Annotated in this window: 16 protein-coding genes; 2 read left to right on the top strand and 14 right to left on the bottom strand. The window is 57.4% G+C overall.

The window, feature by feature from the left end; translation table 11 throughout:
• Positions 1 to 36: 36 nt before the first annotated feature.
• Together QEZ49_RS05340 and QEZ49_RS05345 are read right to left on the bottom strand one after the other, a co-directional pair.
• A complete protein-coding gene (locus tag QEZ49_RS05340) occupies positions 37 to 4,278 on the bottom strand; it encodes a bifunctional nitrate reductase/sulfite reductase flavoprotein subunit alpha (protein ID WP_280384853.1) in 4,242 nt (1,413 codons plus the stop codon).
• A gap of 149 nt (positions 4,279 to 4,427) precedes the next feature.
• Entirely contained in the window at positions 4,428 to 4,568 is a 141-nt protein-coding gene (locus QEZ49_RS05345; protein ID WP_280384855.1) for a hypothetical protein, read from the bottom strand.
• Positions 4,569 to 5,360: 792 nt separating this feature from the next.
• Between QEZ49_RS05345 and QEZ49_RS05350 the strand changes: the two genes are divergently transcribed.
• Positions 5,361 to 5,723 (top strand): PRC-barrel domain-containing protein, encoded by a 363-nt coding sequence (locus QEZ49_RS05350; protein WP_068461531.1) that lies wholly within the window; start codon positions 5,361 to 5,363, stop codon positions 5,721 to 5,723.
• Positions 5,724 to 6,008: 285 nt separating this feature from the next.
• Positions 6,009 to 6,509: a ferritin-like domain-containing protein gene (locus QEZ49_RS05355; RefSeq protein WP_068461532.1), complete on the top strand. Its 501-nt coding sequence runs from the start codon at positions 6,009 to 6,011 to the stop codon at positions 6,507 to 6,509.
• 129 nt (positions 6,510 to 6,638) lie between these two features.
• On the opposite strand, the gene QEZ49_RS05360 is transcribed toward QEZ49_RS05355, so the two are convergent.
• The 12 genes from QEZ49_RS05360 to QEZ49_RS05415 form a co-directional block, all read right to left on the bottom strand.
• Complete coding sequence (locus tag QEZ49_RS05360; protein ID WP_280384861.1) at positions 6,639 to 6,878, bottom strand: hypothetical protein; 240 nt, start codon at positions 6,876 to 6,878, stop codon at positions 6,639 to 6,641.
• 67 nt (positions 6,879 to 6,945) lie between these two features.
• Entirely contained in the window at positions 6,946 to 7,665 is a 720-nt protein-coding gene (locus QEZ49_RS05365) for a Crp/Fnr family transcriptional regulator (protein WP_280384862.1), read from the bottom strand.
• Positions 7,666 to 7,993: 328 nt separating this feature from the next.
• The gene (locus QEZ49_RS05370) at positions 7,994 to 8,371 is read right to left on the bottom strand and encodes a cupin domain-containing protein (RefSeq protein ID WP_280385097.1); all 378 of its coding nucleotides are present in this window, start codon (positions 8,369 to 8,371) and stop codon (positions 7,994 to 7,996) included.
• A 78-nt stretch (positions 8,372 to 8,449) separates the two neighbouring features.
• On the bottom strand, positions 8,450 to 8,749 hold the full coding sequence (locus QEZ49_RS05375) for a hypothetical protein (RefSeq protein ID WP_280384864.1): 300 nt from the start codon (positions 8,747 to 8,749) through the stop codon (positions 8,450 to 8,452).
• Positions 8,746 to 11,937, bottom strand: coding sequence for a multidrug efflux RND transporter permease subunit (locus QEZ49_RS05380; protein WP_280384866.1), 3,192 nt, complete (start codon positions 11,935 to 11,937; stop codon positions 8,746 to 8,748). The genes QEZ49_RS05375 and QEZ49_RS05380 overlap by 4 nt, the downstream gene beginning before the upstream one ends.
• Positions 11,934 to 13,049, bottom strand: a complete 1,116-nt coding sequence (locus tag QEZ49_RS05385; RefSeq protein WP_280384868.1) for an efflux RND transporter periplasmic adaptor subunit — start codon at positions 13,047 to 13,049, stop codon at positions 11,934 to 11,936. Before QEZ49_RS05385 ends, QEZ49_RS05380 begins: the two co-directional genes overlap by 4 nt.
• Before the next feature lie 69 nt (positions 13,050 to 13,118).
• A complete protein-coding gene (locus tag QEZ49_RS05390; RefSeq protein WP_280384870.1) occupies positions 13,119 to 13,649 on the bottom strand; it encodes an Rrf2 family transcriptional regulator in 531 nt (176 codons plus the stop codon).
• 252 nt (positions 13,650 to 13,901) lie between these two features.
• The gene (locus QEZ49_RS05395) at positions 13,902 to 14,648 is read right to left on the bottom strand and encodes an SDR family oxidoreductase (protein ID WP_280384872.1); all 747 of its coding nucleotides are present in this window, start codon (positions 14,646 to 14,648) and stop codon (positions 13,902 to 13,904) included.
• 88 nt (positions 14,649 to 14,736) lie between these two features.
• The gene (locus QEZ49_RS05400; RefSeq protein ID WP_280384873.1) at positions 14,737 to 15,789 is read right to left on the bottom strand and encodes a phenylacetaldoxime dehydratase family protein; all 1,053 of its coding nucleotides are present in this window, start codon (positions 15,787 to 15,789) and stop codon (positions 14,737 to 14,739) included.
• A gap of 620 nt (positions 15,790 to 16,409) precedes the next feature.
• Positions 16,410 to 17,528: a LuxR C-terminal-related transcriptional regulator gene (locus QEZ49_RS05405; protein ID WP_280384875.1), complete on the bottom strand. Its 1,119-nt coding sequence runs from the start codon at positions 17,526 to 17,528 to the stop codon at positions 16,410 to 16,412.
• Positions 17,529 to 17,895: 367 nt separating this feature from the next.
• Positions 17,896 to 18,354, bottom strand: a complete 459-nt coding sequence (locus QEZ49_RS05410) for a hypothetical protein (RefSeq protein WP_280384878.1) — start codon at positions 18,352 to 18,354, stop codon at positions 17,896 to 17,898.
• A 45-nt stretch (positions 18,355 to 18,399) separates the two neighbouring features.
• Positions 18,400 to 18,957, bottom strand: a complete 558-nt coding sequence (locus QEZ49_RS05415) for a DUF1523 family protein (protein WP_280384880.1) — start codon at positions 18,955 to 18,957, stop codon at positions 18,400 to 18,402.
• Between the last annotated feature and the right edge of the window lie 22 nt (positions 18,958 to 18,979).

Raw genomic sequence — 18,979 nt, forward strand, 5'->3', positions numbered from 1 at the left:
CATTACTCTGCATTCGGCATATCTCTTAGACACCCGTCAGTAGACGTCCCTGACGTAACGCTTCTCCTGCGACATTGCGGCGACATAAGCCGCGGCGTTTTCAACAGACATGGTGCCGTGACGGGCAACGATATCTTTAAGCGTTGCATCAACGTCCTTCGCCATGCGGCTTGCGTCGCCACACACATAGAAATGTGCGCCCCGCTCCAGCCACCGCCAGAGTTCTGCCCCGTCCTCCTGCATCCGGTGCTGAACATAAAGCTTGTCCGTCTGATCGCGCGAAAACGCCAACGCAAGACGGGATAGATGGCCACCGCGCAACCAGGTCTCCAGTTCTTCGCGGTAATAGAAGTCACTGGCCTGCCGTTGTTCGCCGAAGAACAGCCAATTTTTTCCTTGGCACCCTTCGGCCTGACGTTGCTGCAGAAACGCGCGGAATGGCGCGATCCCCGTACCAGGTCCCACCATGATGATGGGTGCATCGGGGTCGCGCGGCGGCCGGAAATGGGGCGACTGCTGCAGGAAGATCCGCACATCAGCGGTCTCGCTCCGGTCAGCGAGAAACGTCGAGCAAACGCCCTTGCGGATTCGATCGCCGCACGCATATCGGACAACCGACACTGTCGTTTCAACAGTGTGCGGGTTCACCGCCGGACTGGAAGATATCGAATAAATGCGTGGCTGTATCGGCCTCAGCGCCGCGAGCAATTCGTCGGCTGACATCCGGCCTCGCATGTCGCCCATAACGTCGGCGATCTGTTTCCCCCACATCCACTGGGTATGTTCATCCTTCCGCGCGTCGTCAAGCAACGGCACGAACGGCGCATCCGGCCGATAGTCTCGCACACGTTCCAGAAACGGGCGGGTGACGCGGGCGATTTCATAGTGCTGCTGCAGCGCTTCAGCTATCGGCATTTCGCGGTCATTTACGCGCACCGGCGTTGTTGCCGATATATCCTGCACCGCAAGGATCTCAGCAACCAGGTCCGGACAGTTACGTGGCCAAACGCCCACCGCATCCCCGACAGAATACGTGAAGCCTGACTCGCCCACATCGAAGCCAAACTGGCGCACTTCCTTGGCGGAGCCGTGCCCGCTCAACAGCCGGTTGAACGCAAGCCGTGCCTCAAGCGGCGTACTTCGTCCGAATTTTGCGGGCGCTGCTGCCAAGACGTCAGGAGCAACCGCCTGATGACCGACCGCATGCTTGTTACGCGATCGGGATGAATCGTCGGCACCGCTATCTGATTGTTCAACGGCTCGGTCTTCTGACGCGGGAAGTGAAGCCGCCATCGCATCCAGCCAGACAGCGGCAACGTGTTCGTAATCCGGTTCGCATTCGGTTCTGGACATCAACCGCAATGCGCCGAGTTCCGCCAGTCTAGCATCCAGCTTGCGTCCGAAGCCGCAAAATTGATCGTAGCTTGAATCTCCAAACGCCAGCACTGCGAAGCGAAGCCCGGCAAGCTGCGGTGCTGTTTCAGCACTTAACGCGCTCCAGAACGCGACCGCGTTGTCCGGCGGATCACCGTCGCCGAACGTGCTCGTCAACAGCAACGCAAAGCGCGTCTGGGCAAGATCCGCAGGCGTCGCACTATCCATCGCAATCAACTTTGTAGCGCGTCCTTCCGCCGTTAGACGTTCGACGCAACGCTGCGCAACCGCTTCCGCAGTCCCCATCTGCGACGCCCACAGGACAAGCACCGCGTTCCGATCAGCCTGCGCATCACCAATGCCGACACCGGACGCGCGCACTGCTTCTGCATTCTGCGTCGGCGCCACGTCCGCCCGTGAGAACAGCCCGGCCAGCAAGCCGTTTACATAGAGCTGCTTCGCCAAATCCAACGGGGCTGCAGACGGCAGAACCGGAACACCATCCGTGCGCTGCCAGCTTTCATGCCCTCTCAGCGCCGCCAGAAAACCTGCAAGATAGGTTCTCTCATTCTCATCCAATGATGGCGTGGCGTTATTATTGAGCTTCAATGTCACGGCAAGTGCGTCCAGCGCCACCGTTTGATGCTGCATGCCGCCAACTAACACTTCCTCTCCCGCCATTACATTGAAGCGTTCTGCTCTGTCTGCCTCCATGGGCGCGGGCCTCTTTTCAGTTGAACTTGAAACCCGCGCTATCGCGACGGCACAGAACTTGAATTCCGGCTGCAGTGAGATCGGATCCACGGCATCGTTTGTCACAGCATTAACTGTGATGTCTTCGCCGAACACGTCATTCCAGTGGAACGGCGCAAAGCAATTTCCCGGCTGCACGCGACTACTGACACTGGCCGGCAGCACCGCCTTGCCCCGTCGGGAGCGCAACTCCACCTTACCGCCATCGACAATGTTAAGGCGTTGCGCGTCGTGCGGATTAATCTCGACAAAAGGCCCCGGGTTGAGCTTGCAAAGCGTTTCTATCTTTCCGGTCTTGGTGAGCGTGTGCCACTGATGCTGGAGACGGCCAGTGTTGAGCGCGAACGGATAATCTTCATCGGGCATTTCCGCGGGTTGCACATGCGGTCGCGCCAGAAATACTGCGCGGCCACTTTCGGTAGGAAATGCAATTGCCGGACGCGTACCATCGCCGTTCACAAACTCGCTCTGACTGACACCATCGTTCAGATACCGTATCGGATTGCGATCGGTTCCGTTCATCGCGGCACAGGGCCACTGTAACGGCGTTTGGCGCAATCGCTCGTAACTGGCACCTCGAATGTCGTATCCTGTACGCGGATTCCACGTCCGTCTGATCTCGTCGAACACCTCCTCCGCCGAGGTGTAATTGAAGCCGGAATGGTACCCCATCTCACGCGCAACTCGCGCGATGATCTCCCAGTCTGGCAACGCATCGCCGGGTGGATCAACGGCCTTCGGCATCAACGTAATGTTTCGCTCGGAGTTGATCATCACGCCGTCGGCTTCCGCCCAAAGCGCGCCCGGCAGAATGATGTCCGCGTAGACGTTGGTTTCATTGTCGACGTAGACATCCTGGGTGATGACAAGTTCGGCCGCTTCAAGGGCTTCGATAACGGTCTTCCGGTTCGGCATTGACGCGACGGGATTGGTGCAGATGATCCAGCACGCTTTTATGCGGCCACGCGCCATGTCCTCGAACATGTTCACCGCGCCGCCGCCGACATCCGCGCGCACCGCGCCCCGCGGGATATTCCAGAGATCTTCCATGAATGTACGATCTGACAGGCTTGCCGCCGTACGCTGGCCCGGCAGGCCCGGCCCCATGTATCCCACCTCGCGACCGCCCATGGCGTTTGGCTGGCCGGTGAGAGAGAATGGCCCGCTTCCGGGGCGACAGATCTTTCCCGTCGCCAGGTGCAGGTTGCAGATCGCATTTGTGCTCCAGGTGCCGTGCGTGCTCTGGTTGATGCCCATCGTCCAGCAGCTCATCCACTCCGGCGCTTCGCCAATCCACTGCGCAGCGGTACGAATATCGTCTTCCGATAGTCCGGTTATTTCAGCCACTTTCGCGGGCGGATAGTCCTGCAGGAAGGGCTCAATCTGTTCCCAACCTTCCGTGCAAGCTGCGATGAAGTCGCGATCAATGTGCTCGTTCCGGACGAGAAGATGTAGAAGCCCGTTGAGCAATGCGAGATCGGTGCCGGGCTTTATCTGCAGATGGAGGTCGGCCTTTTCAGCCGTCGCGGTGCGGCGAGGATCGACAACAATGAGTTTCGCCCCCGCCTTCACCCGATCCATCATCCGCAGGAACAGGATCGGATGGCAGTCGGCCATGTTGGCACCAATGACGAAGAACAGATCGGCCTTGTCGAAGTCCTGATAAGAACCCGGTGGCCCATCGGCTCCAAGCGAAAGTTTGTAGCCACTCGCGGCGCTTGCCATGCACAGGCGTGAATTGGATTCGATATTGTTGGTGCGCACATATCCCTTGGCGAGTTTGTTCACCAGATACTGCGCCTCAAGCGACATCTGCCCAGATACATAAAACGAAAGCGCATCGGGCCCATCCCGATCAAGGATTGCACGCAACCCGGACGCCACCTTCTTGATGGCCAGATCGATTGCAACAGGCGCCTGATCGTTGCCTTTCGGCATGCGAACATACGCCCGCTCGGCACGGCCACTAGCTGCAACGGCCTGTCCGCATGTGCTTCCCTTGGTGCAAAGGCGTCCAAAATTCGCCGGGTGCTGCTTGTCGCCGGATACCTTAATGATCCGATTGTTGGCCACCTCCATCACGATCCCGCAGCCAACGCCGCAATAGGGGCAGACGCTTCTAACCGCGCGCTTCGCGCTGCTGGCCGTCATCATGTGCTTCCTGGTCGAATGCAACACCGCCAGCGTCGTGCGCTGCGCCCACACAACTGCGTTCGCCTGCGCTCACCGGAGCCCAAGCCACGAACCTCCATTTCCTGCCCTTCAAAGTCATCGGATAGGCGCACGGACGTTTCCCCGGATCAGCCAAAAACAAAAAAGCTGCCAACGGAGCCGTGAATCGCGAGAAACAGCGACACCGGTTCCTGTGGCAGCTTTGCCTGACTAGGGCGCCCTTCGTTGAACGCCGCAAGTTTGAACACCATCAGAACAGCAAGCGTCATGCCAACTGTTCAGACGACTTTCAGCTCCGATGAAACAACGCCACGGCGGCTGGCCGCAATTGCAAACTGCGGTTCCCCGTGCCCAAAACGACGACAACGCGCTCAATAGTTGAGCACGTCGCCAAACCCGAGTGCGACAGCTCCGCACCGGCGTTACCTGCCCGCAGTCTCTCATGTGTTGCGGCCAGGCATATGGCCGCGAAAGTCATCCCGCGGAGATGCCTCACACGGATGCGGCCAAAATCAGCGCGACTTAAAATCGCCAGTTGAGACGGCCCGAGACGCCGTGATCCTCAATGTTGCTGGAAAGCTCGCCGTTATAGGAGAGGCAACACGTGGGCCACCACCTCGAGCTTCCGGCGACGTATGATCGTCTTTGCAACGGCTGGATCATTCCCAGCGGACGCACACCGGCAGCCGACCCAGCTCTCGAACTGCATACTGTGTCAAGACATTTGCAGAACCCCGAGGCTCTTGATCTCACAGTCATGATACCGGTGGAATAAGGATCGAAGGTCATGCACGAACTATCTGGACGTTCGCGCATCAACCCGCAGCTTTCAGAAGCGCGTGTTGATAGCTGGGCGACTACAAAGCAAATGTGAAAACCACAGTACGTCGCCGAAAGTGGCCACTGTGCCCGCTCGCGAAGCGCAGGCGTTATTCGCTACATAAGCAATAGCACTTGCGCTGCCGACGCTGGACCAGTTGCGCACGCTATCATTTTAGCCATCGGGGAACATTTTCACCGTGAATGCGGTTGTAAACTCGAAACTAAAGGGAGACGAACCAATGGCAAGAGCAACCGCGCATCCCGATCATCGACTCATTTCTAGCGAGGATGTTCAGGGTACTGTCGTATATGGCGCCGATAACAAAAACATCGGCGAGGTCGATCATCTGCTGATCGACAAACTTTCCGGCCGCGTAGCTTATGCGGTGATGAGCTTCGGCGGATTTTTGGGGTTGGCGCATAGCCATTATCCCATTCCATGGTCCGCGTTGCGCTACGACTCAACCCTTGACGGCTATCGCACCGGCATCACGGAAGCGCAGCTTCGCGACGCGCCCGATTTTTCTGACGATGCATGGTCCGATCGATCCTGGGAAAGCCAGACGCATCAACACTACGGCGCATCGACGTATTGGGATTAAAGTCCCAGCCCCGCGTCTTAAAAGGGTGGCAGGCTTCCTCGTGAATCCTGCTGCCTTCTTGTGTTGAACACGCGAAAACCTGCGCCATGACGGGCAACCAAGAGACATGGTTTTTACAAATTAATCCGTCAGCTGCTGCAACCGGTTAGCTCGCGATGAGTTTAGCGAACGCGGATGAACATCAGCCTACGCGCCTTTGGGATCGATCATAACGGTCGGGCACAAAAGCATGACGCGATAGGCGCGAGATGCGTTTGATACGCCAAACCCCACGGAGTAACGAGCATGCAGGAAAAAGCGCTGGATCGCCTGTTTTATGAAACCCTGAAAGACATCTATTACGCCGAGCGGAAAATCCTTAAGGCGCTGCCGAAGATGGCGCGTGGCGCCGAAACGGCCGAACTGAAGAAGGCATTCAACGACCATTGCGCCGAGACCGAGCGTCAGGTCGAGCGACTGCAGAAAGTGTTCGAGATCTGCGGCAAGCGCGCCCAAGGCAAAACCTGCGAAGCGATTGAGGGCATCATCGCCGAGGGTGAGGAAGTGTTGGAAGAGTTCAAGGGCCAGCCGGCACAGGACGCAGGGCTCATTTCATCGGCTCAGGCTGTCGAACACTACGAGATTGCACGCTATGGCACTCTGAAGTGTTGGGCCGAAATGCTTGGCATGCCAGATGCCGTGAAGTTGCTCGATCAGAATCTGCAGGAAGAAATCAAAGCAGATGCACTGCTGACAAAAATTGCGGAAGGCGCTGTCAACGAGCACGCGATGGAGCGGGCCGCCTGACTTGAATTTGTGAGCAAGCGATTGAGGAGCTCTGCGCCCGCCAAGCGCAGAGCCTCTTTTCCACCCGCGGAATTCAATCCGAGAACACGAATGACAGCCTACCCACAGCCGCCATTTCTCATCCAGCACCTATGACTTGGGATCCGTCTGCTGGAGAATGTGCATCGCTTCCGCCTTGAGCTTTTGCAGATCATCGCCGTGCTCTTTTGCGGCCGTCAGAATGGCCTGAGCAAGCCGCGTTCGTGCGTCCTCCTCCGCGCCGGAATACTTGGACGCGACTTCAGACCATACCTCATCGAACGTCTTGAAAAGTTCGCTCAAACGTTCAGAGGTCAAGGCGCTGTCTTCGATCAACCGCCGTGCGCGCATCTACGTATCCTTGCATACCTAAGTTGCAAGCAGTAGTGGCTACGGGCGTCGCTGTCGGTATTCTAGATTACTTTGTCGAAGGAAGATTGCGTTCGGTCTTCAGCCGGATGAGGCGGTAGCACTCGCACGTGTAGGCGACGAGGGCTGGCCGATTAAGGATGACGATGCGACCGCGCAGAACGCGGACAAAGCCCTGATTTTGGAGGGTGGCCAGCGCTTTGGAGGCCGTGGGGCGATAGATTCCGAGCATTTCGGCAATCAGGTCATGGGTAATATGCAAAGTATCCTGATTGGTGCGATCGGCCATGGTCAACAGCCATCTGGCGAGGCGCTTGGAAACCGAGTGGGTGGCGTTGCAGGCCCCGGACAGCATGACCTGATGTAAAAACGTATGCAGGTGCAAGTTCATCATGGCCTGAAAGCCGGGGAGCTCAATGAGCGCCTTCTTGAAATCCGCGCGCCGTAACCGCATGGCCGTACCAGCGATCTGGACCAGCAGCCGTACATCAGAACTGCGCGCGCCGAGCATCTCCTGAAAACCGCTGTTGCCTTCTCGCCCGATGGTCGCGAGCTCGGCGGTGTTGCCGTCGGCATATACGGCCAGCACCGATATTATACCTGATGAGGGAAAGTAGACGTAATCGAGCGGGTCTTCGTCGTCGATCAGAATGGTCTTGTAGTCGAGCGGGACCGCTGTCAGCTTGCGAGCCAACGTTTCCAATTCTCGCGCCGGAATAGCAGCGAGCAGAGTGTTCTCTATCGGGGAGCGATCCTTGCTTTTCCTCATCCCGCCTCAACGCTGAAACCTGCCGAGAGTTCGCCGAACGATTCATTCAACGACAAAATTGCCGCCGACCAGGAAAGCGATCCGCCGTTTCTGAAATACAAAGACGCGCAGACACACTGGCGACGACGCGGCGTCTTTTAATGAGGACACAGCGGAAACTCTGGGCGGTCAGATGGCAGACGTGAGGCCTTCGCGATCGAGCAATCCGCCAGTTTTCGACTGGACAACGCCGAACGCGCAGGGCGTCGACATATCGGCTCGCGGCATTTCCTCTGCTGCGCGAGGTGGTTCAAACCTCGCGCTGATTGACGAAATCAACCATCGCCGATCAGTCCGGAATAACGATTTGCTTATCGTCCGTGTCGACTATGAACGTGACCAGAAGCTTGGCAGGTTCAGTGTTACTGGCATTCTGACTCACTTGGTGATGATCGCCCGGCTTCTCAGTCCAGCTCTCGCCGGCACGATAGGTAAGTTCGGGACCGTCGTTGACCTTACTACGGATTGCTCCCTCCAGAACGCGCGCGTAGATAAACGCTGAACCGGGGTGACGGTGGGAGGGAGTTTCCGCGCCCGGATCATACTCCACCAGGACGACGCGCATGCTCTTTCCCGGAACATTAGGCAGCGCTTGGTCGAACACGATGGATACCTTTGCGCTCGGTTCGCCTGTGTCGTGAGCCGCAGCACAGGTGGCCGTAATCATCGTGGCGATGATCAGGAGTGACTTGAGCTTTTTCATAGCTGACTCCTCTTATTTTAGCCGCGCACTACGCACGGTCTGTTAGACTTCCTTTTCCTCATTCGTTCGCTGTCGGCCTTCGCTGCCATCACGATCAAGAGCAAGAACCGCCAGACGTTTGATGCGGTCCGGATCGCGTTCCCCGGAGGCCACCGCCTTCAGTATTCGTGCAGTAAGCTTGAACTGGGTCTCACTGTCCCAGCAGGCTGGTGCGCCGTGGCTTGTCGTCAATTCGTGACAGGCGCCGGCATAAGCTTCCATCATCGACGCCAACGTCACTGCGTCATAGGGCGTATCGGCAAACAGATCGGCGGCCCCGACACGCGCGCTCTTTACAGTCATGGCGCAATACTCGCATCCGAATGATCTTGCGCCGAAGATTGCATCGCCTTGAGCTCTGGCGTTGACTGCTTACGATTCCATGACCTCAGGGCCACGTAGAAGACTGGCGTCAGGAACAAACCGAAAAGGGTGACCCCAAGCATCCCTGCGAAAACTGTCACGCCAGTCGCCTGGCGAACTTCGCTGCCCGCTCCATAACTGAGGAGCAATGGCACCGATCCGGCAATGAAGGCCACCGATGTCATTATGATCGGACGCAGGCGCAGCAGGCATGCCTCAAGCGCGGCTTCGATGACGCCTTTGCCCTGCAGTTCAAGCTCGCGAGCAAACTCCACGATCAGAATTGCGTTCTTGCAAGCCAGCCCCATCAGCACCACCAGACCAACTTGCACAAACACGTTGTTATCACCCCCGCTCAACCAAACGCCCAGCAGTGCTGCGCAAATGCAAACCGGAACGATCAGGATGACGGCCAGTGGCAAAGTCCAGCTTTCATACAGTGAAGCCAGCACCAGAAAGACCAGCATCACCGCAACCGGAAAAATGATGACGGCCGCGTTGCTCTGATTAACCTGCTGATAGCTGAGATCAGTCCACTCAAGCTGAATGCCGCGTGGCAAAACCCGCTCGGCAATATCCGTGATTTTTGCGATGACTTCCGATGAAGACAGAATTCTAGGGTCGGCATCGCCGATTACATCTGCCGCCGGATAACCGTTGTATCGGACGACTGGGTCGGGGCCGTAAGTTGGCTCAATGCTAACCATTGAACCGATAGGAACCATCTCCCCGCGGTCATTGCGCGTTCGCAGGCTCAGGATATCTTCGGCCTGCTGACGGAAAGGCGCATCGGCCTGCACCATCACGCGGTACACTCGCCCGAATTGGTTGAAGTCGTTGGCATACGCGGAGCCGAGATAAACCTGCAGCGTATCAAACAATGCAGTCAACGACACACCCTGCGCTTTCGCTTTCAGGCGATCGATGTTGACTTCCAATTGCGGAATGTTCGCTTGATACGAACTCACCGGATAGGTCATCCCTGGCGTTTGCGCGATCTCGGCCTGGAATGAATTCAGCGCCTGCTGAAGTGCGCCAAATCCGAGCCCTCCGCGATCCTTCAGGTAAAGCGAGTAACCTGAGCCGTTGCCGAGACCCTGAATGGGCGGTGGCATCAATGCGTATGAGAATCCGTCTTTGATGCCGGCAAATTTGGCATTCAATTCCTTGTTGATCTCGCCGGCCGTACGATCGCGCTGATCGAAAGGTTTGAGAATGACGTATGAGGTCGTGACGTTCGGTGTATTCACCGCCTGCAGCGCATTCAATCCGGCATATGCTGGAACGAACTCGACCCCATCGACGCTGCGAGCAATCTCATCCATCTTGCGCGTCACTTCCACAGTTCGCGCAAGCGATGCCCCCTCAGGCAGCTTGGATCCGGAGAACAAATAGAGCTTGTCCTGCGTCGGAATAAATCCACCCGGCACCAGCTGAAACAACAGTACTGCCATAGACAGCAGCCCGAAGTAGATGATGAACACTATGCCACGCCGCGAAAGTGAGGCACGCACTGCTCCCTGATAGCCACGCGCGGAGCGCTGGAAGAAGCTGTTGAACGGACGAAAAAACCATCCGAACCCGCCTTCGATCAACCGGGAGAGCCAATCTTTCGGTTCCGCGTGCGACTTGAGCAGCTTTGCCGCCAAAGCAGGTGATAGCGTCAGAGAGTTGATTGCCGATATCACTGTTGAGATCGCAATGGTGACTGCGAACTGCTTGTAGAACTGTCCGGTCACGCCAGACATAAACGCCATCGGCACAAATACTGCGCACAGCACCAGAGAGATTGCGATGATCGGCCCGGAAACCTCTTGCATGGCGCGCCGGGCTGCTTCGTGCGGCGAAAAACCCTGCTCGATGTAACGCTCGACGTTTTCTACAACCACGATTGCATCATCCACCACGATGCCAATCGCCAGCACGAGACCGAAAAGCGTCAACGTGTTGATTGAGTAGCCGAGCACATAGAGAAACGCGAATGTTCCAACGACTGACACCGGCACCGCGAGAAGCGGAATGACGGAAGCGCGCCAAGTCTGCAGAAACACGATGACGACCAGCACGACCAGAAGAACGGCCTCAACAAGCGTACTCTGGACGGCACTTATGGACTCGCGGACAAAAATTGTCGGATCCCAGACAGCGCGATACGTAATGCCGGGCGGAAAGCTTTCTGCGAGTTCATCCAGCCTTGCATAGACGGCATCGGCGACACCTAGCGCGTTTGCACCCGGAGACAGAAAGATGCCAACCGTTGCTGCATTCCGGTCACCCTGAAAGACGCGCAACGTGTAATTGCCGGCACCAAGTTCGACCCGTGCGACGTCGGAGAGACGAACGATTTCTCCATCTTCTCCGGTCTTGATAATGATGGCGCCAAACTCTTGCTCCGTGCGTAATCGGCCTCGCACGTTGATCGACAACAGCAGATCGGTCGTGGCCGGAGACGGCTCAGCGCCCAATTGACCGGCCGATACTTGTACGTTCTGCTCACGCACCGCACCGAGCACATCGCTGGCGGCAAGCCCGCGGGCAGCAAGCTTATCGGGATCCAGCCAAATACGCATCGCATAGTCGCCCGCTCCGTACACACCGACGTCGCCAATGCCGACAATGCGCGAAAGCTCATCCTTCACGTTGAGGATCAAGTAATTGCGCAGGTACAGCGTATCGTATCGGTTGTCAGGCGAGTACAGGCTCACGTACATAAGCGGCGTGGGCGACTGCTTCTGTGTCGTCACGCCGAACTGGCGCACCTGCTCCGGTAGACGGCTTAGCGCTTGAGCGACTCGGTTTTGCACACGCACCGCAGCAGTATCGGGGTCTACATCCGGCGTGAATGTAACAACGATCTGCAAGCTGCCGTCGGAACCGGCCACAGACTTCATGTACATGATGCCTTCGACGCCGTTTATCGCCTCTTCCAGCGGCGTCGCGACCGTCTCAGCAGTCTCTTTCGGATTCGCGCCCGGATAGGTCGCGCGCACTATCACGCTTGGCGGAACCACCTCCGGATATTCGCCGATAGGCAGCATCGGCATCGCAATCAAGCCAAGCGCAAAGATGATAATCGAGAGAACTATCGCGAAGATCGGCCGTGCGATGAAGAAGCTGGAAACATTCATAGTGTCCCCACTTTCGATGTTACGAACATGGGAATTTCGGATGCTTCCACGGGGGTGCCGGACGCGTAGATTCTTTGCAGGCCGCCGATGATCACCTTATCGCCAGCCGATAGACCGGAGGTGATGATGCGCAGCCCTTCAGCAGACCGTCCAAGTTGCACATCCTTGCGCTGTGCAGTGCTGTCGGCTGCGAGTACGTACACATACTTGCGGTCCTGATCGGTTAGCACCGCCTTCTCGTCTATAAGTACCGCCTGCACCTCATCTACGTTGGCCAATTCTACGCGCGCGAACAGTCCAGGCGTGAACTTGCGCTGCGCATTGTCTACGCGCGCACGCATTCTGATCGTACCCGTGGTTGGATTCACCTGATTGTCGATGAAATAGACCGTACCGGCACTTGGGTAGCCTTCTTCATTGGCCAAAGCGATGCGCACCGGCAGCCCATTTGCTGCGGCCTTGCTCGCCTTGGCGCTGTAGCGAAGATAGCTTTGCTCGTCGGGATCAAAATCCACGTACACAAGATCCTGCGAGACAACCGTCGTCAGCAACGATTGATCTGCAATTGCAAGGTTCCCCACGGTCAACATGGCACGACCCGCGCGGCCGTCCACAGGTGCCCGCACTTGCGTGAATTCGAGATTGAGCTCAGCAATGGCGAGCACCGCCTCCGCATCCAGGACGTCCGCCTGGCTCTGCAGATAAGTGGCGTGACGGGACTGAGCTTCGTCTTGCGAGATCGTATTGTTAGGCAGCAGTTTTTTTGCCCGTTGGTCGCGGAGCTTGGCGATCAGTACAGAAGCGCGGGCACGCTCTAATCGCGCCTTTGCGCTGTCGACTGCTGCCCGATACGGCCGCGGATCAATATTAAACAGCAAGTCGCCGCGGCGAACTTCCTCACCTTCACGGTAGGCGATGCTGTCGATGTAACCGCTGACGCGAGGTCTTATTTCGACGGATTCAACGGCGGTGACACGCCCGTTAAATGCATCCCATTGACGTATGGATTTGGCGACGACAGACGCAACATCAACGCTGACGCGCTGCGGCTCGGCTGTCATCGCAGGCGAACGCAACTCGACCGCCAAAAAGCCAACGATAGCAATCGCCAACAACCCGCGAACGAACAGGCCTCTGCTTACGCGAGGACGCAACATTCTCATGATCATACACCAGTCCAGTTAAGCTTCCGGCTTGCCGCTCCGGCCTGTCCGGATAGCCATGCGTTCGTCGACCCACTCGTCGATTTCATCGAAGAATTTTGCTGGCGCTATTCGATTGAAACGCATTGCGATGTCGCCGAGCGACTGAAGCGCAAGACTGGCGCGCATCGCCTTCTCAGCCTGCAGCATCACGGCATGGATTGCGCACACGCCGCCGGACGCCCACTTAGGCGGACAATCGCCATAAAGAGCGCATCGCCGACGCACTTCCTGACAATCGAAGAGCGGCTTTTCACCCTCGATGGCGTCAACGATCTGAAGAAAGCTGATCTGAGATGCTGGGCGGGCAAGACGGTAGCCGCCCCGCACGCCCTCATGCGCGCCGACGATCCCAGCCTTCTCCAGTTTAGGAAGAATTTTGGCGAGGAAGGTCGGCGAAATGCCCTGGAACTCGGCAAGGTCCCGACTACTCAAGGCGCGATCATCGGAAATCGCCAGCCAGAGCAAGCAGTGAATTGCGTATTCGACACTGACGGTGATGTGAGCCATAACGCGGACTGTATTGATCCCCGTTACGGCTGTCAACTGAAACGGCGACTATTATTGTCTTCGTTTCTGCCTGTGCACTGTGCGGCGCTGAATGCTCGGTGTTTTGCCTATCTTGGCGCCTATCTCAAGCTAGGACTCATTGTGATGAAGGCGGCCGATCGTGGTGATCAGGCCGCCTTCAATTCCGCTACACGATAACGATGGGATAAAATTGCAAAGACGCCTGAGCATTGCGCAGCGGGAGGCTATGCCTCAGCCGATCGTATAGCCGCCGTCGACAACAATCTCCTGACCATAAATATTCTTGGCACCGGGCGATGCCAAGAACAGAGCCGTATCGGCAATGTCAGCAGGTTCGCCAAATCTTCCCGGCATAAGACGGGCATTCACCGCTTCCGCAACGCTTGCCAGCACATCGGCGGGCAGGCCGACTTTGCCCCACAGCGGGGTGCCGATTGGGCCGGGGGCGATGCTATTCACGCGAATGCCTTGCGGCGCAAGTTCAACAGCCAGCGTCTGTGCAAATGACTTCAGTGCAGCCTTGCTCGAATTGTAGATCGCAAGCCCTGGGAAGCCGACTGTCGTCAAAAAAGTGGTGATGAATATTACGCTGCCCTGAGGGGCGATATGCGGTAGGAATTTTCTGACGGTTTCAGTCGCCGCAACAAAGTTCAAGTTGAACTGCTCTGCTATCGCATCAGGTCCGCTCTCCGTAAACGGCACAACCTTCGCAGCGCCAGCATTCGGAATGATAACGTCGACTGCTCCATAGGTCTTGATCGCCTGCTCCACCAACCGGTCGAGGCTTTCAGCTTTGGTTACGTCACCTGGAACAACAATCACGTTCTCCAGCGATTTTCGTTTGATTTCGAGCAGTCCCTCCTCCGAGCGCGCCATAAGAGCAAGCCGATATCCGTTTTCTAAAAATCGTTCGGCGATGGCGCGGCCGATGCCGCTGCTCGCACCGGTGATGACCGCAACTTTTGTCTCTGTGCCCATGATATCTCTCTAAGCCAATCAAATGTTGCCCAGCGCAACGAGCGATGTTGAGGTGCGGCAGCCGACACAGCTGCCGCACCAATGTCGACTACACAGCGCGCAGCAGGCCTGTCTTTGGATGACAGTTGATGTATTCAAAATACTGATTGGATGCGTCGAACACAGAGACTTCATGATAGAGCGTCAGCTCTTTGAACTTCTTCACGTTGCGCATGAAGGTCACGAAGATCTGCAGATGCGTCGGATGGGATTCGCCCCAGTGCTCTAGTGCAGCCAGAGAATTCCAGAAACTGACACCAAATCCACGCTCCTCCAGGTTGCCGTTTTCATCGATATGATGGCAATAGCGGTTGGAGTAGCAGCCAACCTCAAGTCCGTCATCACGAAGAAAATCCATGCCCTGGTGCAAAACAGGCTCAATTTCTTCGTACCGGGTTCTGCGCTCCTCACCTTCGGTTCGGCGCCAGTCTTCGCCTGAGCGTATAAGCGTCAGATTCTGATGCCCACTGATGATCACGCGGCCGCCTGCTGCAGGCCGCCCTTGCACAACAGTCAGGCTGCCGGACGGTTCTATCGTATCGTTCTGTGAAATCGGCAAACGATCTCGCATGGAACCCCAATATCCATGCTCAAAAATCGGCTCGCTCATGTTTCCGAAAAGAACGCTCACGCCCTCGAATGGACCGTAGTCGTGGGTGAAGATCGTCTCGAACTGCTCCATGCGCGGGCTGAAGATCTCTCGAAAATAGCCAACGCCATCATTCAAGCGATCGTCCGATGCCCACCATCCGGCAATTTCAGGACTCGTATTCCATTTGGCGTACGTCTCCGGAGCCTTCCAATAGGCCACGATGATGAGATTGAGGCAGCCGACCGCGTCGACGAATTGGACAAGGTCGTGCCGGGCTGGACCGTCGGGAAGCTTCAGGCTTTCGCGGATTGTCTGAAAGGCGGCGCAAGCTTTGCCGTTACTGGCTTCGTCTTTCGACTGAACACCCAGGTAGGCCATAACCATCTGCTCGACGGTCGGGTCAACTTTCGCAGAAAATGCCGGATAAGGCGGTTTCCAAGTATCCGTCATCCGACGATGACGCGTGCGCGGGCATCTAAGGTGTTCCGGAATTGAAGAGTCCAAAGTCATGCATTCCTCCCGTTTTCTTTCTGTTTTGGTGCGTAAGCACGGAGGGAAGCGTGATTATTTGGGGAGTGGTCGGCAAGGGCATGGCACCTGCGTACGGCAGGCATAATGCCCGCTCATGTCGCGGCCTCTGTTTGGCGCTTCTAAGAACCCTGCGTTGATGTTCGACCGCAGCTTTTTGGGACAGAGCTACCGTTGTGTGCGCTCTGCTCGCACGGTTTGAGCGAATGCGGCCCTACTGCCAACTTCTGCAAATGACGCTGCGGCCGGCATACATCACCCGGCCTGCAGGCGCATCGGCAATGTCCGACATCCCCAATTGGGCCGTCGATGGGCTCCGAGGGTCGGAAGACGCGTGTTTCTGTTCGCTGCCCAAGACGGTATTTCGTGCAGGTTGTCCCCGTGCAAGGATGGCGCCGATTCAATTTCCCTCTATTTCGATCCTGTCGATCGCATAGCTATTGTTCGGCTTGATTTTTCCTGCAGCTGCCAAGTCGGCTGTGTCCCTCAGTGACGAGCGCCATGCGCTCGGACCACGGTCGCTGGACAGAGGTGTCAGACGGCGGCAACGTCCAATGTTATGCTTGCTCAATCTTTGGCCGCCGACGAGCCGTGCTACGTCGCTAGGGGCCGGCACCGAGCATCAGCCTGATAAGATCGGTTTGCCGGTGTGTTCCGGTCTTCGCCATCAGGTGGTTTAGGTGTGTCTTGACGGTCGATTTGGAAACACCGAGCCGATCCGCGATGTCAGAGACCGTTCCGGCCTCCAGCACCGCTGCGAGTACTCTAAGCTCACTCGGCGTCAAACCATAATGCTGCGCCGCCACCTCTAGTGGTGTCCGCGTTGCGAATGTCGTTCCTCGGATGAATAGCGCGGCAACTGCCTCGCCTGCATCAGCCACCCGCCGAGCTTCGGAGACGATGGAGAGCACGTTCGCCAGATAGTGGCGGCCCTCCGCGTCCACCAGCGGGATGTCGATGCCTTTCAGGCCGAGTGCCGCATCACCGCGCGCGGCCGCTGCGAGAGCCGCACGCAGATGCTTGTCCGCCGCCTGGCTCGTGACGCCGACCACGCCGCGGCGTGTGATCAGGATCTGCCTAGATTTAAGCATGTCCTCTGCGGCCTGATTGGCGAACACGATCTGCCCGTTCGCAGCAACGAACACCACGGCTGCCGGCACCTGCTCCAGCGCCGCTCTCAGCATGCCACGCACCGACTTCGCGTTCTGCACCACCTTGCCGATCGACACTGCCCGACGAATGTGCGGAGCGATGAGCGCGCATCGCTGCCGCGCTGCAAGGTCGACGATGCCATCTTCCTTGCTGCGGCGAATGGAGAAAAACGCAGTGCTTGTAGCAGTGCGCTCGAGATTTACCCCAAGGACGTCGATCAAACCCTGTGGCTCAACCCACTCCTTGAAGAAGCGCGTCTGGCGGAACTCCTCGTGCGAAAGCAGGTCTTCCGCCGCCACCGCTCGGCCTACCTCGACGAACGCCAACGCCGGAAAAAATGGATTGAGGCCCGCGTATTTTTCGAAATAGAGCTGTTCGTAGACGGGATCGCATCCCCAAGAGTGGAACGTGATCGCTTCGTTCGTAGCCGCATCCTGCCAAAAAAGATTGGCGGCCGTTCCCTTCACGAAAAGAGTGGCTTTCTCCAGCGCATGCGCCCAGCGATCTTGATCCACTGCCGCATCATAGAGGCTCTCGATGGTCGACGAGAGCGCTTCAATTTCGCTCAAGGAATATCTGCTCCAAATTCGCCGCTATGATGCTTGTGCTCTAACAGTCGACGTTGCTTGTAAAGAAGCTGCAATCCTAATTACGCTGTTTTCACGCCGCAATGCATCCGACGAGCCGTAGCTCGTCGATAATGATCCGTGAACGTTGTTTGTTTTGTCTAGTTGCATTGCTGCTGACCTATAGTCCGCGCGCCGATATGTGCAACAGCACTGGTCGCTGAGCCAGCGGTGCTCAAGCAGGATTTGCCGCAAGCGGTAACGGAGGCGCGCGCTACAGCCATCCAAGCGTGCAAGCGCCATGCCCATGTGGGGTCGATGGCTACGGCCCCGATCTGCCTATTCGCAAGCCACGCTGGCTAGTGGCTCATCAGGGCGCCGCAGCCTTAGTCAGTCCCGCATCGATCAAACCGTAGATACTCCTGGCCGCGGTCGTGTTGTCGGGAATGCCGGAGATCACGAGCGTGATCAGGTCATCGCCTCTCCGGATCAGGATCATCGGACCGACCGTCGTAGCCTGATCGCCAAGACCTGCAAGGTCTCCCATGGCAGGTCCGAGTTCCGATTCCATGATGCCCGCACCTTTCATACCAGCTTCGCCGTCGCCCCAGTTCAACTGCACCTCAGCGTAAGGAGCACCCAGTTCGCCGCCAGCGGTTTCATAGGTGCACTTGGTCTGCCCGCCCCGATCATCGGCCACAGCGCCGACCGCACTGCCAAGAACGGTGCTCATGTCGGCGGCGGAAACGAGTTCGCAAGCTGTTGGTTCGGCAAGTGCGCCGCTGCCGAAAAGGCCAGCAAGGACGAGGACAGCGAGTACAATGCGCATGTTGAAACCTCACCAATGGCGGCATGAGCCGGCACGAACGCTCACTCACTCCTCCGGTGAGCGCGACCGGGTTAGCCAGACAAAGCCGTAGAAGTACGCGAGCCAAAGAGCGATCGAGACGCTGTAGAAGCCGATTGTGCGCAACGACCAGAACGGCCACGAACCGGCCGGACCGATGGCGATCACGTTCGGATACCAGCTGAAGAGCGTGGAGCGCCACCGGTTCCACATCACAGTCATTTCAGTCTGGCGCGTGTCGGCGGTCTTGGCATCATTGAAAATGCGCTCGCTGTTCCGCTTCAGCCACCACCAGGAATCTTCGTTGGTCAGCTCCATCCCGCGGTCGGACCGGTTGCGCATGTAAATGTATTGGACGTCGGTGGTGTTGCCGCGGGCATCGGGATCGCTGCGGCGTACTTCAGTTCCGGTGACGACGCCCGTCGTCCACGTCGGACGCGCGTACTCCCACGCAAACCAGAGCGGAACACCAACAAGCAGCGCGGCGACAGCAACGATGTGATTGTCCCTGCGCCACAGAATGAAGGCGAGCAAAAGAACGGCAATAAGGACGACAAAACCAATCGAAAGCCAAGCCTGAAGCACGGATCAAAACCCCATCGCGAAT

Origin of the sequence: Hyphomicrobium sp. D-2, from assembly GCF_029872155.1 — a bacterium.
Lineage (GTDB): Bacteria > Pseudomonadota > Alphaproteobacteria > Rhizobiales > Hyphomicrobiaceae > Hyphomicrobium_A.

Bases quoted from the DNA above. Each gene is read 5' to 3' on its own strand.
- QEZ49_RS05400 (WP_280384873.1), bottom strand. From the start codon at position 15,789: ATGACTTTGGACTCTTCAATTCCGGAACACCTTAGATGCCCGCGCACG.
- QEZ49_RS05345 (WP_280384855.1), bottom strand. From the start codon at position 4,568: ATGACGCTTGCTGTTCTGATGGTGTTCAAACTTGCGGCGTTCAACGAA.
- QEZ49_RS05360 (WP_280384861.1), bottom strand. From the start codon at position 6,878: ATGCGCGCACGGCGGTTGATCGAAGACAGCGCCTTGACCTCTGAACGT.
- QEZ49_RS05340 (WP_280384853.1), bottom strand. From the start codon at position 4,278: ATGACGGCCAGCAGCGCGAAGCGCGCGGTTAGAAGCGTCTGCCCCTAT.
- QEZ49_RS05410 (WP_280384878.1), bottom strand. From the start codon at position 18,354: ATGCGCATTGTACTCGCTGTCCTCGTCCTTGCTGGCCTTTTCGGCAGC.
- QEZ49_RS05370 (WP_280385097.1), bottom strand. From the start codon at position 8,371: ATGATTACGGCCACCTGTGCTGCGGCTCACGACACAGGCGAACCGAGC.
- QEZ49_RS05355 (WP_068461532.1), top strand. From the start codon at position 6,009: ATGCAGGAAAAAGCGCTGGATCGCCTGTTTTATGAAACCCTGAAAGAC.
- QEZ49_RS05350 (WP_068461531.1), top strand. From the start codon at position 5,361: ATGGCAAGAGCAACCGCGCATCCCGATCATCGACTCATTTCTAGCGAG.
- QEZ49_RS05390 (WP_280384870.1), bottom strand. From the start codon at position 13,649: ATGGCTCACATCACCGTCAGTGTCGAATACGCAATTCACTGCTTGCTC.
- QEZ49_RS05380 (WP_280384866.1), bottom strand. From the start codon at position 11,937: ATGAATGTTTCCAGCTTCTTCATCGCACGGCCGATCTTCGCGATAGTT.
- QEZ49_RS05395 (WP_280384872.1), bottom strand. From the start codon at position 14,648: ATGGGCACAGAGACAAAAGTTGCGGTCATCACCGGTGCGAGCAGCGGC.
- QEZ49_RS05375 (WP_280384864.1), bottom strand. From the start codon at position 8,749: ATGACTGTAAAGAGCGCGCGTGTCGGGGCCGCCGATCTGTTTGCCGAT.
- QEZ49_RS05365 (WP_280384862.1), bottom strand. From the start codon at position 7,665: ATGAGGAAAAGCAAGGATCGCTCCCCGATAGAGAACACTCTGCTCGCT.